Raw genomic sequence first — 14,562 nt, forward strand, 5'->3', positions numbered from 1 at the left:
CTCCTTATCAAATATGTTTTAGATACATTAATAAGATATTGAGTGCGAGACAATTCGGTTACTGCTATAGAGAGGATTTTTATAAATAGGCAGCTATAAGGAAGTGATATAAGTTGATTGTAAATACTTGGTTACTATTTATTATATTTGCATTTGCAGCTTTTCGGCTCACGCGGCTTATTGTATATGATAAAATTACCGCTTTTTTGCGAGCTCCATTTATTGAAGAGTTAGAAATTACTGAGCCAGATGGATCTGTCTCTACATATACGAAAGTAAGAGGAAAAGGACTACAAAAGTGGATAGGAGAATTATTAAGTTGTCACTGGTGTACTGGAATATGGGTGAGCGCTTTTTTAATTTGTTTGTATGTTTTGTTTCCGCACGTTGCGGAATTTGTATTATGTATATTAGGGATTGCAGGTCTTGCAGCATGTATTGAAACAATGGTAAGTCGTATGATAGGGGAATAGGGAGAAGCAGCTTACATAAAAAGAGACTATCATAGGAAGAAGCACGAGGAAAATGGGGGAACTGGATAAACAAGTTGTTCATATGATAAAAGGAATAATATTGCATAAAAGAGGAGAGGGTTATATGAGAAATCACTATCAACAAAATTCATATTCTGCTCAGCAATGGCATCAATATTCTGCACAACAGCAAATGCTACAGCAACAAGGGTTTGTAAAGAAAAAAGGATGTAATTGCGGGAAGAAAAATAATAAAAACAATCAACCGAAAGGAAGATACTAAGCACTCACAAATTCGTGAGTGTTTTTCATTCTATTTGATAACGAAGAGGTAGAATCCAAAGTTTATTTACTAGTATTTTGATTATTCGTAGACACGAGTACGATTTAATTCCTGCTGAATGATTTGAAGACAATGAGAGAGCCTGGCATGAGAATCCGGGATATGTTTTATCGTTTCATCTCGCAATGAAATAAATATCCATTGTAAGGCGCAGCGAAGACCTAAACGATATGTCTTTTTGCTTTTTAGAAAACTATAGCTACGTGCTGTCGTAATGAGATGCGTAAAGTCTTCCGTTCCTTCCAATAATTTATGGTGAATTTGTTGATCTGGATGGTAGCGAAATGAACTTAGTGCTTCTGCGATATAAACACCTTTTCCTTTTTGTAACAAATGAACCCATGAAGCCATATCGATACTACAATTATATTGCCGGCCACTTAAAGTTCCGAAAGGTTCTGTTAAAAAAGAGCGGCGAAAGAGAACGGTTGTCGGTTCTCCGATTATATTTAAACTTGTTTGTAGCATTAAGTCTCCTAATGCAGTGCCATCTAAAATCGTATCGTTAGGAAAAAGTTGATAAGTGGGCGGCGTATCTTCAATTTGATTTCCAACTGCATCGATTCTTTTGCGATACGAGGTCACTAGAGCAATTTCATTCTTTACATCTTGTGAAAAGTAATGCATCATACGCTGGATTTTATGAGGATGAAAGAGGTCGTCATCCATTAGGAAATTGATATAGCTGCCGCTAGCATGTTCTAGTAGCATAAGATCATTATGAAATTGTCCCAATGTAGATTGATTTCGAATATATATTATATTGTTATAGTTTGGTAAGTAATGTTGACGCATGAGAGACTCAGTGTCTGCATTTGTACTATCATCGCCTATAATAACTTCTATGTTGGAATATGTTTGTGCTAGAGCGCTATCTAATGCAAGGTTGAAGTAATAAGGTCGGTTATAAGTCGGTATTAATATGGATACGAGCGGATACTCTACTAACGTATTCATAACATAAATGGCCCCTTTCTCGTTATTTTTTCCGCATGACAAGAATATCTTGATAGCTCGTGAATGTTGTTCTTCCGCACCATGATCCATAATGGATGGGCTTTGTAACTTCGAAATGATATTGAGACAAAAGATTGAGTATCCATTCTTCTGGATAGGCAACTGCAAATTCTGGAATATCTTTATTTACAATATAGCAGTTATCTATTTTATGATAGAAGGGGAGTGTGCTAAGATGAGAAGTCAAGTAATAGGAAGAATCAGGGTTCAACAAGAAGAGTGTAAGCAAACAACGTCCATCTTGTTTTATAACACGCGAAATTTCAGATACATAATGTTCTAGTTCTTTTTCAAGTAAATGTGTAAAGACCGAAGTTAAATAGATAAAATCAAATGTATCATCCTCGTATGGAAATTGAAATTCACTTGCTTTTATAGTTCCATTTGGATTATAGAATTGGTTATATAGATTTGCGTGCTGGAAATGGAAGTTTTTATATGTAGGAGAAATGTGAGATTGACACCATGAAATACCGTCTTGAAAAATATCAAATCCATGATAAAGAGCTTTGTCATTTATATATTTTGTTAGTGGTACTGCCATACGTCCAACACCACAACCGACATCTAATATAGATTCATGGCGCTGTAAATTTCCAATCTCAATAAAGTATTTCAAAAACTCTTCGCCGACTTTTTGGAAATCTCCACCAACATAATGAATGAGTTCGGGAGGAGGAAGAAGCTCCTCCTGCGAAAAATCGTTATTTTGTCCCATATGTACATCCCCCTTATTTCTAAAATTACTTGTTATCAGTAGGGGGAGCAAGCCCCTGCTGATGAAAACTTCTCTTTCCTTTATTCTTTTCGCCAATAAGCGCCAAATTGATCAATTTCTGTGAGAGAGAATTTGATTTTGCGCTGCTTTTGAAAATCTGCTACAGCTTCTGCGCAAGCTGGTAGACCATAATCGTCAATAATAATAAATCCACCAGTTGAAACTTTATCGTATAAATTGACTAAACTATCCATTGTGGATTCGTACATATCGCCATCGAGGCGAGCGATTGCAATTTTTTCAATAGGAGCTGTTGGTAACGTATCTTTAAACCAACCTTTTAAAAATTTGACCTGGTCATCTAATAGATCATATTTTTTAAAGTTTTCTTGTACTTGTTCGAGTGAAACGCGTAAATAATCGAATGTATGTAAATAATCAGGAGAATCTTGTGGGTATGCTTGAACATTTGGGGCAGGGAGTCCTTGGAAGGAGTCAGCGACCCATACAGTACGATTTGTAATTCCATGCGCCTTTAAAAACCCCCGCATGAAAATGCAAGCTCCTCCTCGCCATACACCGGTTTCAATAAAGTCTCCCTCAATATGTTCGCGTATAACGGTTTCCATTGCGTGTTGTAATTGGTTCATTCGTGTGCGCCCAATCATACTGTGAGCTGCTCGTGGCCAATCGTTACCAATTTGTCTTTCCTCTTTTGAAACGACAGGATTTACAATTTTTAGTTGATGAGCTTCTATGTATTTTTTAATAAATAGAGGCAATGGGACAGTAACGGGCTCATAAGGAAGCTCTTGTGTAATATGTAAGGATGCTGGTAAGTGCGGCTCGTATTCTAACCAAATTTCAAATAAAATTGTTTTTTTTAGTAATTCAAGATATAGCTGAACGGCTATTTCGTTTTGCATACGTATTCCTCCTGGAAAATGTCATACAATACTATGATTATGTAGCGGAAATGAAATTCATGAGTGAATGGATAATAAAAAAGACAGTAAAACATATAAATGTCTTACCGTCTATCGGAGAAGGATTAAGCAATTTTTTCAATAATAATTGTAGCACTTGTTCCAAGAGCTAGAGATAGACCTAAACCGGTAACAACAACTTCAACTAAAGAAGGAGTAGTAGTAATTTCTGTAATCGCTTGGAGTACAATAGGTGCGCCTAGTGAAATTAAAGTAGTTCCAGATCCTGGAATAGGTACGCCATTTACTTCAATTGTGAGGCCACCTAATAGACTTACAAGTGCGGTATAGGCAATAACAGTAATTTTATAAAATCCAGTTTCATTAATCATAAAGGTATCGGGATCTAGTTGAGAAATAGCTGTACCAAATTGTGCTCCGACTGTATTAAATGGGATTGGATCATCTAATCCAAGACCTATACTAATTGTGGAAGAGTTAAAGGCATATAAACCTGCTGGAAGACCTGCACTAGTCGGTCCAGTCGGCCCAGTAATACCAGTTTCTCCGGTCGGTCCAGCCCGCCCAGTAATACCAGTTTCACCGGTCGGTCCAGTCGGACCAGTAATACCAGTTTCTCCGGTCGGTCCAGTCGGCCCAGTAATACCAGTTTCCCCGGTCGGTCCAGTTGGCCCAGTAATACCAGTTTCCCCGGTCGGCCCAGTCGGCCCAGTAATACCAGTATCTCCGGTCGGCCCAGTCGGCCCAGTAATACCAGTTTCCCCGGTCGGCCCAGTCGGTCCAGTAACACCAGTCCCTCCAGTCGGTCCTGATGGAAGAGTAAATGGTGGAATAGGTGGTAATGTAGGTCCGATAAAGTCAGGATCTAGTGCACTAGCTGCCAAATATTCTTCATCGTTTGAATAATTTTCCTTTGACATAAATTCACCTCCAAAAAGCATTCATTATATAGTAGATGTACAGCATGAACAAAATGACACTGACACATGAATTATTTCTTTTTGGGAAAGTTTTCACTTCTTTCAACATAAACTTGAGTGGGAGAGGGTGAGGATTTTGAGAGATAAGGAAATTACAATTAGCTTATGTATGATTGTGAGAGATGAAGAACAAACAATAGGAAGATGCTTAGATTCTATTCAATCTCTTGTTGATGAAATAATTGTCGTAGATACAGGATCTATTGATCGAACGCAAGAAATTGTTCGGGAATACACACCTCATATATACGAATTTCCTTGGGTGGATGATTTTTCAGCGGCTCGTAATTTTTCTTTTTCAAAAGCGACGCAAGATTATATATTGTGGCTCGATGCAGATGATGTCTTATTAGAAGACGCCCAAGAATTGCTAAGAAAATTAAAATGGGAGTTAGATGATAAAATAGATGCCGTTTCTATGCCATACCACCTCGTAATGGACTCGAATGGAAAACCGTTATATTGTACGAGAAGGTATCGGCTCGTTAAGCGAGAGTGTGGATTTGAATGGTTTGGAAAAGTGCATGAATATTTAGCGGTACATGGTGAACTTCTTCAAAGTGAAGTCGCCATTACACATAAAAAAGAAAAAAAGCCAACAAATCGTAATTTGAAGATTTTCCAAAATATCGTAGCAAATGGAGAGGAATTAACTGCTAGAGATATTTTTTATTATGCCAATGAATGTGCAGATCACCAGCACTATGAAGATGCGGTTTCATTATATGAGGTATTTCTAGAGAGGGAAGAAGGATGGGATGAAGAAAAAATTTACGCGTGTGGGAAGTTGGGGGATTGTTATTTACAGCTAGAAAAATGGAAAGAGGCTATATTAGCTTGTACAAGGTCGTTTCAATATTCTATTCCGAGAGGTGAGAATTGTACAAGATTAGGGAATATATATATGAAACAAGAGAGATATGAAGAGGCTATATTTTGGTATAAGTTAGCAACTGAAGTGCCTGCTCCTCAAGCGAGCCCGTTTTATAGTCCAGCTAGCTATACATGGCTTCCTTATTTGCAAATGTGTATTTGTTATAGCCGTCTCGGGGATCAGGAAAAAGCTCTTTATTATAACGAATTGGCAGCAACTTACGTCCCCAATAATGCGGCTATTGAATATAACAGAACTTACTTTAGAAAGGTATTTAGGCAGGAATATGAGGGATAACATGTAGCGTGAGTGCGTAGAGTATGATAAAGAACTTACAATAAGAAGTAAGGTTGTCATTTATTCATAAGGAGGGAAAATAACATGAATAAAGGAGAGTCTTCCTTATATAATGAAAAACCAGATTTTTATTATACAGGAGCAAATCCACATTTACTCAAACATATAAAAAGCGAATGGAAAGAAGTATTAGATATCGGATGTTCTGAAGGTGGATTGGGAGCTGTCATAAAAGAAAAGGGAGTACGTGTGTCAGGGATTGAAGCATTTTCTGATGCATTTGAAAAAGCAAAACAGAAATTGGATCATGTTTTGCATGGTGATATTGAAACGATGGAATTACCATATGAGCATGAACAATTTGATTGTATTATTTTTGGGGATGTGTTAGAACATTTATTTGATCCTTGGGCAGTGATTGAAAAAGTAAAACCATATGTAAAAAAAGGTGGCGTCATTTTAGCGAGTATTCCAAATGTAGCTCATATTTCAGTGATTCAGTCATTATTAGCTGGGAATTGGACTTATACAGAATTGGGACTTATGGATAAAACGCATATTCGCTTTTTTACCTTTAATGAAATGCTACGATTATTTTTGAAGGCTGGTTTTTCTATACAAGAAGTTGATCGTGTATATGTGCCATATGATCAAGATGTGCCGCTCATTGAGGATTTGCAGAAAATATGTAGCAAATATCGGTTAGGGAGTGGTTTTTTAGCAGAAGCAGTTGTTTATCAGTATGTAATCTTGGCGGAGAAATAAGAATGAATCAGGCGGAGAAAACCATTTTATTTGTTACATGTGTTAACAATCAACAAATGTATGCAAAATGCGTCAAGCATATTATGAATTTAGAAGTACCCGATTCATACCGCGTTGAGTTTCTACCGATTCGAAATGCCAAGAGTATGACAAGCGGATATAATACAGCGATTTCTCATCCGGCAAAATATAAAGTGTATTTACATCAAGATGTGTTTATTATTAATCGAGCATTTTTATGCGGAATAATTGAATTATTCACAAAACATGAGAATCTCGGGATGATTGGGATGGTTGGTGCGCAATATGTACCGCAAAATGGTTTATGGAATATTGGAAAAGGGGTTGTAGGGAAGGTAATCGGTTATATGAATGATATTTTCTATATGGCAACATTAGAGAAACCGTTTCATGAATCAAAAACATTTATGCCTGTAGAAGCAATTGACGGATTGTTAATGGCGACGCAGTATGATATTCCGTGGCGAGAGGATTTGTTTGACGGCTTTCATTTTTATGACGTATCGCAATCATTTGAGTTTCGAAAAGCAGGATATACAGTAGGAGTTCCTGTGCAGCGTGATGCATGGTGCATTCACTATCACATTGATATAAATTTGGATCATTATGAGAAGTACCGTGAAATTTTTGTAGAACATTATATGGGGGAAAAGTCGTAAGAGAGAAAGGATTGTAGATATGCAAGAAAAGACAATATTATTTGTCATTTGTACAAATAATGAGGAACTTTTTGCGCAATGTCAAAGACAGATTCATAATCTATTTGTACCTCCGGGATATCAAATTCAAATTTTACCAATATACGGAGCAAAAAGTATGACAAGTGCATATAACGAAGCAATTTCGCATCCTGCAAAGTATAAGGTGTATTTGCATCAAGATACTTTTATTATTGATCGAAATGTTGCTACTTATTTGATTGACCTTTTTACAAAGAATGAAAAGCTTGGATTAATTGGTGTTGCTGGTTGTCAAAGTCTGCCCGCTAGTGGGATTTGGTGGGAAGGTAAAAATTTAGTCGCACAAGTGATTGAATACCGAGGACAAAACTATCAATTGTTGAATTTGGAGCAACCATTTTATGAATCAAAGACATTTCTATCTGTGGAAGCAATTGATGGACTATTTATGGCGACGCAATATGATATTCCATGGCGCGAAGATGTATTTGATGGTTTTCACTTTTATGATATTTCCCAATCGATGGAATTTCGAAAAGCGGGATATTTAATTGGAATTTCTACTCAAAAAGCACCGTGGTGTATTCATTATAATGGTGATGAATTTGATGCTGTAGCGTATGAGAAATATAGACAAAAATTTGTAGAACACTATATGAAACCACTATTTTCATTATAAGATAGTGGTTTCATAGTTAAGTATAGAGAGGAGTAAAGGGGGGGGATTTTAGATGAAAGGGATTATTTTAGCTGGAGGAACGGGATCGCGGCTATACCCCATTACGAAAGTAACGAATAAGCATTTGCTTCCAGTTGGTCGTTATCCGATGATTTATCATGCTGTTTATAAGATGAAACAATGCGGCATTACCGATATTATGGTTGTTACGGGAAAAGAACATATGGGGGATGTCGTTAATTTTTTAGGAAGCGGTCATGATTTTCATGTTTCATTCACGTATCGCGTGCAGGATAGCGCCGGGGGAATAGCTGAGGCGCTCGGACTTTGTGAACAATTTGTTGGAAAAGATCGGATGCTTGTTATACTAGGGGATAATATTTTCTCAGATAATATTTATCCATACGTTCAGGAATATGTAAAGCAAGAAAAAGGAGCAAAGGTATTATTGCAGGAAGTGGAAGATCCAGAGAGATTTGGAGTCCCGGTTATACAAGATGGTAAAATTATTGAAATTGAAGAAAAGCCAAAGAAGCCGAAAAGTTCATATGCAGTGACAGGAATTTATATGTATGACGCTGAGGTATTTTCATATATTAAACAATTAACACCTTCAGAAAGAGGAGAGCTTGAGATTACAGATTTAAATAATCGGTATTTGAAACGCGGTTTATTATCTTATAATATTATGTCTGGTTGGTGGACAGACGCAGGGACACATACATCATTGCAGAGGGCAAATGCATTAGCGTGTCATTTAGATTTTGGTCAACAATTTAATGGGGAATAGGTGGGTATATGGAAATAGTTGAAACACATTTTCAGCATGCTTTATTATTACAACCTCGTTTATTTGAAGATCATCGTGGTTTTTTTACAGAAAGTTATAATTGGAAACAGCTTCAAAAATTAGGCGTTTCTTATTCGTTCATTCAAGATAATCTTTCATTTTCAGCGAAGGCTGGCACAGTGCGCGGTTTGCATTTTCAGAAAGCGCCGAAAGCGCAAACGAAATTAATCCAAGTATTAAAAGGGGCAATCTATGATGTTATTGTGGATTTACGCGTTTCATCTCCAACATATAAAGAGTGGAAAGGCTTTATATTAAACGAAGAAAATCATAGGCAGCTTCTTGTGCCAAAAGGATTTGCTCATGGATTTTGTACGCTCGTGCCAAATACACTCGTTATGTATAAAGTAGATGAATATTATAGTGCAGATCATGATGATGGATTATATTGGAATGATGAAAGCTTGGCGATTACATGGCCGGTCCGTGAACCGGTTCTTTCAGAAAAAGATAAAGCGTTGCCTACATTTGACCAATATCATGATTGTTTTAAGTAGGAGTGTTGGATATGAATATATTAGTAACCGGTGGAGCAGGTTTTATTGGAAGTAACTTTATTCATTATATATTACGAACGCATCAGACATATCGTATCATTAACTACGATCTTTTAACATATAGTGGGAATCTTGACAATTTGCAATCTGTTCATCAAGATTCTCGTTATTTTTTTGTACAAGGGGATATTCAAAATCGAGAACTTGTCCAAAAAGTAATTTTGCAACACCGTATCGATTGTATTATGAATTTTGCAGCAGAATCACATGTAGATCGAAGTATTGCAAACTCAACTCCTTTTTTCAATACAAACGTAATGGGAACAGTTGCATTGTTAGAAGTAGTGAAAGAGTATCCGAATATAAAAATGTTTCAAGTTTCAACAGATGAAGTGTATGGTTCATTAGGAAATGAGGGGCTTTTCACAGAAACGACACCACTAGCGCCAAGTAGCCCCTATTCTTCAAGTAAAGCAAGTGCAGATATGATTGCTCTTTCTTATTTCAAAACGTATGGAACGCACGTCTCAATTACACGTTGTTCAAACAATTATGGCCCGTATCAATACCCTGAAAAATTAATTCCGCTTATGATTATTCAAGCATTAAAAGGGAAAAAGTTGCCTGTATATGGAGATGGGAAAAACGTTCGTGATTGGCTTCATGTAGAAGATCATTGCCGAGCTCTTGATGCCGTTATGCATAGAGGAAAAGCAGGCGAGATATACAATATTGGAGGGAATCAGGAAAGAACAAATATAGAAGTGGTGCAAAGTATACTGCAGCAACTTGGAAAGTCAGAAACAGCTATTGAATTTGTAGCAGACCGCCTTGGCCATGATAGGCGTTATGCAATTGATGCAAGCAAAATAAAGAAGGAACTAGGATGGAGTCCGACTTATACATTTGAAGAAGGTTTGAGGGAAACGATTGAGTGGTATTGTGAGAATGAATTATGGTGGAGCCGACTACAACAAAAATAAGGGGCGACTGTATGAAGAAGGTTAAAGTCTGTATTACGGGAGCGAACGGTCAGTTAGGGAAAGAATTGCAAGAAGTATTTATGCTCGAGAAATATGAAGTGCATCCCTTAGGAAAAGATGTTTTAGATGTAACGAAAATGGAAGATGTGATGAGGCTGATGCAACAATTACAGCCAGATATTATTATTCATGCTGCTGCTTATACAAAAGTAGATAAAGCGGAAGAAGAGCAAGCATTGGCTTTTTTAGTCAATGCGATCGGCACAAGGAATATCGCAGTTGTTGCACAAGAGTGCAATGCAAAGCTTGTTTATATTAGTACAGATTATGTCTTTTCAGGTGATCAAAAAGAAGGATATCATGAATTTCACGCTACAGCACCTATTAATATATATGGTCATTCAAAGTTAGCCGGGGAACAATTTGTCCAAAGTCTACATCACAGGTATTTTATTGTTCGGACTTCCTGGCTATATGGAAAACATGGGCATAATTTTGTGAAGACGATTCTTCGCTTAGCGGATGAGAAAGAAGAAATATCAATCGTTTCCGACCAAATTGGTTCACCGACATATGCAGGGGATTTAGCTCATATGATTGAAAGATTAGTAGAAACGAATTTATATGGTATCTACCATGTATGTAATAGCGGATCATGTTCTTGGTATGAATTTGCGAAGAAAGCATTACAAATGATGCGCAAAGATGTGAAAGTTCATCCGATAACGACAAAAGACTATGGAGCAAAAGCAAAGAGACCTCATTACTCTATTTTGAAAAATCATATGATAGAATTAAATGGTTTTCCCATTTTGAGAGGGTGGAATGAAGCGTTAGCGCAATGTATAGAGAGAATAAAGTAAAAAGAAAAAGCGGTTTTCGAAAAATCTTTTCGAAAGCCGCTTTTTGATTAACCAATTTGTGCCACAGTTAATGCGGCAGCACGAACATCAACGCTTCCAATCACTTCAACAGGAACAATTTGAATAAGGTTACCGGGGTTCAAATTAATAAGAATTACACCGCTAGAAACATCAACTTCACCAGTACCTACGATATTAGAACGAACTGCAGTTCCTGAACCAGGAATAATATTATCCAGTGTATTTAAAGTTAAAAAGAATCGAGCAGCTTCTGGAGAAACGGGAACATTATCAAGACTAATCGTCAATGTATAACTAATTTGATAAATACCTGCTCTTTCAATTCGAATGCCAGCTCCTGTGCTAACAGTCTCATTCAATACAGGTACACTAATATTTGGATTTGGATTTGTGCTAGGTAATGCTAGAGGAATGCCTAATGTTGCAAATTGAGGTGCTGAGGCATTAAATGCAAAACCAAAAGCAGGTAGTGTATCGACTGGAGCGTTGGGGCAAATTTGAGTAGGTTTACAATCCCAAGAGGACATAGTTTTCACTCCTTTACTTGTTCTACTGTTATTTAATGAATCCAATCACGTTCCTGCTATAGACAGGTTCCTAATTTTCATAAAAAAATAGTTAAAAATAATGTGAATGATATCGAAAGTAGGAGGAAAAGATCTTGATTTTCATGCGGGATCAATAAATCAAGGTGGAGAAGGAGTCTTTTTTATGCAAGTTGCATTGTTAGGAGTCTCGCTTTTTGATGAATGATCATTACGGAAACAGTGATGGGGTGGCATCGTTCTACCACCCCAATCATTCGGTAACATATACGTCATTACATTAAATAGAGACATCTCGTAAGCATTGGATACCACAGAAACAATTTAAATCAACAGTAATACAAGAAGTTGTGGCGCGCAATGAAGCATTTGGAACATTTAAAAATGTACAAATTGGGTTATCGCTTGTATCAGGTTCTCCTCCTACAAATACGGCTAAAACGCGCAATACAGCACAGCAATCATCATCTACACTTTCAACACGGAATATAGGGGATAGGCAGCTTGTAACAGATCCTGATGGAGCGAATGCTTCAAACGGTGTGCCGGATTTTGTAAATAAAACAAAAGGTCTTGTATTGGCAACTCTTGCGTCATTATTTGGCCCTAAAAAGGGAACTTCGCAACCTGTTGAACATGTTGTAGTTGCACACTCTTGTAACTCATGTATAAAACGTACTACATTACATACACAATTAGAATCAAAATTAGGATCAAAATCGTGAGGATGCTCCTCGTGACAGTTGCAGCTCATTCTGTTCACTCCTTATCGTGTGTTCTGACATACACTATTACAATATGAATGGAATAGGATTGATATTACGCTAATTCGTACGATGAAAGCATGAATTTTTCATTTGAAATAAAGAGGTGTTAGGAAGAATGAGATGTACAAGAAGCAAAAAAAAGACACCTAGCGCATTTAAGAAGGTGTCTTTTTTGGTAAATCTTTTCGCGTGATATATAAAAAACGAGATATGTCTAATTTTTTTCCTCTAAAAAATTGTGGAGAGGAAATATACAATTCTTCTTTTGCGCGCGTAATGGCGACATACATCAGTCTTCGTTCTTCTTCTAACGCTTCGGAAGAATCTGTTAGGCGATCGTTTGCATCTTTTAAAGAGGATGAATGTGGCAATATACCATCGCTTGCACCGAGCAAAAAGACACAAGGGAACTCAAGGCCTTTTGCATTATGAATGGACATGAGTGATACGGCGTCTTTTTGCGGCTTTGTTTTTAATGCTTCCATTTCCTTTTGATTTTGAATCGCCGCATGAACAAATTCTAAATAAGCGGGAATATCGGTAAAACGATTGGCAGACTCGATGAGTTCTTCTAGCATTTCTTCCTGAATATCTTTATGCATCGTAAAGGAAGAACGGTCGTTGCTCTGCAAGTATTCTAAATATTTCCCTTTTCCTTTAATAATCTCTTTCAGTGCTTTTTTTGGTTCCAGCTCTTTTATAAATTTAATAAAATCGATTTTGTCATTCAGCTTTTTCACTTGAAATGATTTTAAATTCGGATTCAGCAGTAGGAAATGAAGAAGAGAAGGGAATCTTCCTTCACCATATTTCCACTTTTCACGTTCAATAAAAGAGAGGCAATCATCACGCCCGATATACATTGTTGGCAATATGCTTGCCAGTGCTTCCATCTGAAACGGTTCGTATGCTAAGCGCAAATGATCAAGCGCAGGCTTAATTAAAGAATGTTCATAGAATGATTGACTGGCGCCGTGCTTAATAAACGGTACTTTATGAATGGTAAGTTGATCAAGTAACGATCGACTGACAGAATGTGTGCGATACAATAAACAAAAGTCTTTATATGCACGTTCACCGCTTGATACTTTATCTTGAATCAATTGCAGAATTTGGTTTGCTTCATCAAGTGTCGTAGCAGGACGAGCATAAAATGGACGCATTCCTTCTTCATGCACAGAATACAATTCTTTATGAAAACGCTCTTGATTCAGCTTGATGACTTCATTTCCAAGTCCAACGATAAATGGATTGGAACGGTAATTTGTATTTAATGCAATGATTGTTGTATCATCAAATTCTTTTGGAAATGATAATATAATTTGATGACTAGCGCCGCGCCAACCATAAATTGCTTGATCATCATCACCTGCGATAAATAAATTATTTTGCGGTGCAGCTAATAATTTTACAATCTCATATTGTGCGTAAGATGTATCTTGAAATTCATCGACTTCAATATATTGGAAACGCTCTTGTAATTGTATGAGCAAAGGAGCGTTATTTTCAAGCATATAGAATGTTTCTAGTAGAATATCATCAAAATCAATATAGCCGTATTGTTGCTTCACTTCTTCATAGCGCTCATATACTTCGCGAAATTCTTGCTCAACAGGTGTTTTTGCTTGTACATCTTTCGGACGATTTAATTTATTTTTTTCAAGTGAAATCATGGCAAGCATCGTTTCGGCATCATAAGCATCTTTTAAGCGCAAGTCTTTTAAGATTTTCTTAATCATAATTTGTTTATGTTTTTCATTTGCTAAAATTTGCTGATTATATCCTTGACTGCGCAATAATTTTAAAAAGACAGAATGAAACGTTCCTGCCACAACATAGCTACTCGCAGCATGATTCATACCTGGTAAACTAGCAACGCGACTTCGAATTTCTTCCGCTGCTTTTTGTGTAAAGGTTAATAATAAAATATTGCGTGGATGAACTTTTTTTACATTTACTAAATAACCAACGCGCGTGGTTAAAACAGAGGTTTTTCCACTACCAGCGCCAGCTAAAGTTAGGACAGGACCTTCTGTTGCTCGCACTGCTTCTAATTGTTTCTCATTTAAATAAACGCCTTGTTGTTCTAAAGCACGAAAATAAGCGGCATCTGCATCATGCTCCATAATTAAATGGGAAGATGTCTTAGGAATATGATATGTCGCTTGGGGAACGTCGGCGTGTGTTAATAATTTTTGTGAAAATTTTTCCTGAGTCATACATTCACCTTCAAATTTATAGC

Annotated in this window: 17 protein-coding genes; 10 read left to right on the forward strand and 7 right to left on the reverse strand. The window is 36.9% G+C overall.

The window, feature by feature from the left end; all coding sequences use genetic code 11:
• Nucleotides 1-113 precede the first annotated feature (113 nt).
• Both MR058_RS01895 and MR058_RS01900 read left to right on the forward strand, forming a co-directional pair.
• On the forward strand, nucleotides 114-473 hold the full coding sequence (locus tag MR058_RS01895) for a DUF1360 domain-containing protein (RefSeq protein WP_242142329.1): 360 nt from the start codon (nucleotides 114-116) through the stop codon (nucleotides 471-473).
• A gap of 124 nt (nucleotides 474-597) precedes the next feature.
• Nucleotides 598-756, forward strand: a complete 159-nt coding sequence (locus MR058_RS01900) for a hypothetical protein (protein ID WP_041810262.1) — start codon at nucleotides 598-600, stop codon at nucleotides 754-756.
• Nucleotides 757-837: 81 nt separating this feature from the next.
• On the opposite strand, the gene MR058_RS01905 is transcribed toward MR058_RS01900, so the two are convergent.
• The 4 genes from MR058_RS01905 to MR058_RS01920 all read right to left on the reverse strand — a co-directional run bounded on the left by MR058_RS01905 (nucleotide 838) and on the right by MR058_RS01920 (nucleotide 4,418).
• Nucleotides 838-1,773, reverse strand: coding sequence for a glycosyltransferase family 2 protein (locus tag MR058_RS01905; protein WP_242142330.1), 936 nt, complete (start codon nucleotides 1,771-1,773; stop codon nucleotides 838-840).
• A 22-nt stretch (nucleotides 1,774-1,795) separates the two neighbouring features.
• Nucleotides 1,796-2,551, reverse strand: coding sequence for a class I SAM-dependent methyltransferase (locus tag MR058_RS01910; protein ID WP_242142332.1), 756 nt, complete (start codon nucleotides 2,549-2,551; stop codon nucleotides 1,796-1,798).
• A gap of 80 nt (nucleotides 2,552-2,631) precedes the next feature.
• Nucleotides 2,632-3,477 carry a TylF/MycF family methyltransferase gene (locus tag MR058_RS01915; RefSeq protein WP_242142334.1) on the reverse strand — a complete coding sequence of 282 codons (846 nt, stop codon included), beginning with the start codon at nucleotides 3,475-3,477 and terminating at the stop codon, nucleotides 2,632-2,634.
• A 125-nt stretch (nucleotides 3,478-3,602) separates the two neighbouring features.
• On the reverse strand, nucleotides 3,603-4,418 hold the full coding sequence (locus MR058_RS01920; protein WP_242142336.1) for a BclA C-terminal domain-containing protein: 816 nt from the start codon (nucleotides 4,416-4,418) through the stop codon (nucleotides 3,603-3,605).
• A 169-nt stretch (nucleotides 4,419-4,587) separates the two neighbouring features.
• Here MR058_RS01920 and MR058_RS01925 point away from each other — a divergent pair, with 169 nt between their 5' ends.
• The 8 genes from MR058_RS01925 (at nucleotide 4,588) to rfbD (ending at nucleotide 10,987) form a co-directional block, all read left to right on the forward strand.
• Complete coding sequence (locus tag MR058_RS01925) at nucleotides 4,588-5,649, forward strand: glycosyltransferase (RefSeq protein WP_277926434.1); 1,062 nt, start codon at nucleotides 4,588-4,590, stop codon at nucleotides 5,647-5,649.
• Between the two features lie 84 nt (nucleotides 5,650-5,733).
• On the forward strand, nucleotides 5,734-6,414 hold the full coding sequence (locus tag MR058_RS01930; RefSeq protein ID WP_242142337.1) for a class I SAM-dependent methyltransferase: 681 nt from the start codon (nucleotides 5,734-5,736) through the stop codon (nucleotides 6,412-6,414).
• Nucleotides 6,415-6,416: 2 nt separating this feature from the next.
• Nucleotides 6,417-7,094 carry a glycosyltransferase family protein gene (locus MR058_RS01935; RefSeq protein WP_242142339.1) on the forward strand — a complete coding sequence of 226 codons (678 nt, stop codon included), beginning with the start codon at nucleotides 6,417-6,419 and terminating at the stop codon, nucleotides 7,092-7,094.
• Between the two features lie 19 nt (nucleotides 7,095-7,113).
• Nucleotides 7,114-7,794 carry a glycosyltransferase family protein gene (locus tag MR058_RS01940; protein WP_242142341.1) on the forward strand — a complete coding sequence of 227 codons (681 nt, stop codon included), beginning with the start codon at nucleotides 7,114-7,116 and terminating at the stop codon, nucleotides 7,792-7,794.
• 52 nt (nucleotides 7,795-7,846) lie between these two features.
• Nucleotides 7,847-8,584, forward strand: a complete 738-nt coding sequence (locus MR058_RS01945) for a sugar phosphate nucleotidyltransferase (RefSeq protein WP_242142344.1) — start codon at nucleotides 7,847-7,849, stop codon at nucleotides 8,582-8,584.
• A gap of 8 nt (nucleotides 8,585-8,592) precedes the next feature.
• The gene (rfbC, locus tag MR058_RS01950) at nucleotides 8,593-9,141 is read left to right on the forward strand and encodes a dTDP-4-dehydrorhamnose 3,5-epimerase (protein WP_242142345.1); all 549 of its coding nucleotides are present in this window, start codon (nucleotides 8,593-8,595) and stop codon (nucleotides 9,139-9,141) included.
• An 11-nt stretch (nucleotides 9,142-9,152) separates the two neighbouring features.
• Nucleotides 9,153-10,124: a dTDP-glucose 4,6-dehydratase gene (gene rfbB / locus MR058_RS01955; RefSeq protein ID WP_242142347.1), complete on the forward strand. Its 972-nt coding sequence runs from the start codon at nucleotides 9,153-9,155 to the stop codon at nucleotides 10,122-10,124.
• Between the two features lie 11 nt (nucleotides 10,125-10,135).
• Nucleotides 10,136-10,987: a dTDP-4-dehydrorhamnose reductase gene (gene rfbD / locus MR058_RS01960; RefSeq protein WP_242142349.1), complete on the forward strand. Its 852-nt coding sequence runs from the start codon at nucleotides 10,136-10,138 to the stop codon at nucleotides 10,985-10,987.
• A 47-nt stretch (nucleotides 10,988-11,034) separates the two neighbouring features.
• Here the strand turns inward: rfbD and exsF are convergent, their stop codons facing one another.
• The 3 genes from exsF to MR058_RS01975 all read right to left on the reverse strand — a co-directional run bounded on the left by exsF (nucleotide 11,035) and on the right by MR058_RS01975 (nucleotide 14,539).
• Entirely contained in the window at nucleotides 11,035-11,535 is a 501-nt protein-coding gene (gene exsF, locus MR058_RS01965; protein ID WP_242142351.1) for an exosporium protein ExsF, read from the reverse strand.
• A 298-nt stretch (nucleotides 11,536-11,833) separates the two neighbouring features.
• On the reverse strand, nucleotides 11,834-12,307 hold the full coding sequence (locus tag MR058_RS01970) for a CotY/CotZ family spore coat protein (protein ID WP_242142353.1): 474 nt from the start codon (nucleotides 12,305-12,307) through the stop codon (nucleotides 11,834-11,836).
• A gap of 168 nt (nucleotides 12,308-12,475) precedes the next feature.
• Nucleotides 12,476-14,539, reverse strand: coding sequence for an ATP-dependent helicase (locus MR058_RS01975; RefSeq protein WP_242142354.1), 2,064 nt, complete (start codon nucleotides 14,537-14,539; stop codon nucleotides 12,476-12,478).
• Nucleotides 14,540-14,562 lie beyond the last annotated feature (23 nt).

This window comes from Bacillus cereus group sp. BfR-BA-01430 (assembly GCF_022663115.1).
GTDB classification, from domain to species: Bacteria; Bacillota; Bacilli; order Bacillales; family Bacillaceae_G; genus Bacillus_A; species Bacillus_A cereus_BD.

Bases quoted from the DNA above. Each gene is read 5' to 3' on its own strand.
- MR058_RS01940 (WP_242142341.1), top strand. From the start codon at position 7,114: ATGCAAGAAAAGACAATATTATTTGTCATTTGTACAAATAATGAGGAA.
- MR058_RS01935 (WP_242142339.1), top strand. From the start codon at position 6,417: ATGAATCAGGCGGAGAAAACCATTTTATTTGTTACATGTGTTAACAAT.
- exsF (WP_242142351.1), bottom strand. From the start codon at position 11,535: ATGTCCTCTTGGGATTGTAAACCTACTCAAATTTGCCCCAACGCTCCA.
- MR058_RS01975 (WP_242142354.1), bottom strand. From the start codon at position 14,539: ATGACTCAGGAAAAATTTTCACAAAAATTATTAACACACGCCGACGTT.
- rfbD (WP_242142349.1), top strand. From the start codon at position 10,136: ATGAAGAAGGTTAAAGTCTGTATTACGGGAGCGAACGGTCAGTTAGGG.
- rfbB (WP_242142347.1), top strand. From the start codon at position 9,153: ATGAATATATTAGTAACCGGTGGAGCAGGTTTTATTGGAAGTAACTTT.
- MR058_RS01970 (WP_242142353.1), bottom strand. From the start codon at position 12,307: ATGAGCTGCAACTGTCACGAGGAGCATCCTCACGATTTTGATCCTAAT.
- MR058_RS01900 (WP_041810262.1), top strand. From the start codon at position 598: ATGAGAAATCACTATCAACAAAATTCATATTCTGCTCAGCAATGGCAT.
- MR058_RS01945 (WP_242142344.1), top strand. From the start codon at position 7,847: ATGAAAGGGATTATTTTAGCTGGAGGAACGGGATCGCGGCTATACCCC.
- MR058_RS01930 (WP_242142337.1), top strand. From the start codon at position 5,734: ATGAATAAAGGAGAGTCTTCCTTATATAATGAAAAACCAGATTTTTAT.
- rfbC (WP_242142345.1), top strand. From the start codon at position 8,593: ATGGAAATAGTTGAAACACATTTTCAGCATGCTTTATTATTACAACCT.
- MR058_RS01925 (WP_277926434.1), top strand. From the start codon at position 4,588: ATGATTGTGAGAGATGAAGAACAAACAATAGGAAGATGCTTAGATTCT.
- MR058_RS01920 (WP_242142336.1), bottom strand. From the start codon at position 4,418: ATGTCAAAGGAAAATTATTCAAACGATGAAGAATATTTGGCAGCTAGT.
- MR058_RS01910 (WP_242142332.1), bottom strand. From the start codon at position 2,551: ATGGGACAAAATAACGATTTTTCGCAGGAGGAGCTTCTTCCTCCTCCC.
- MR058_RS01905 (WP_242142330.1), bottom strand. From the start codon at position 1,773: ATGAATACGTTAGTAGAGTATCCGCTCGTATCCATATTAATACCGACT.
- MR058_RS01915 (WP_242142334.1), bottom strand. From the start codon at position 3,477: ATGCAAAACGAAATAGCCGTTCAGCTATATCTTGAATTACTAAAAAAA.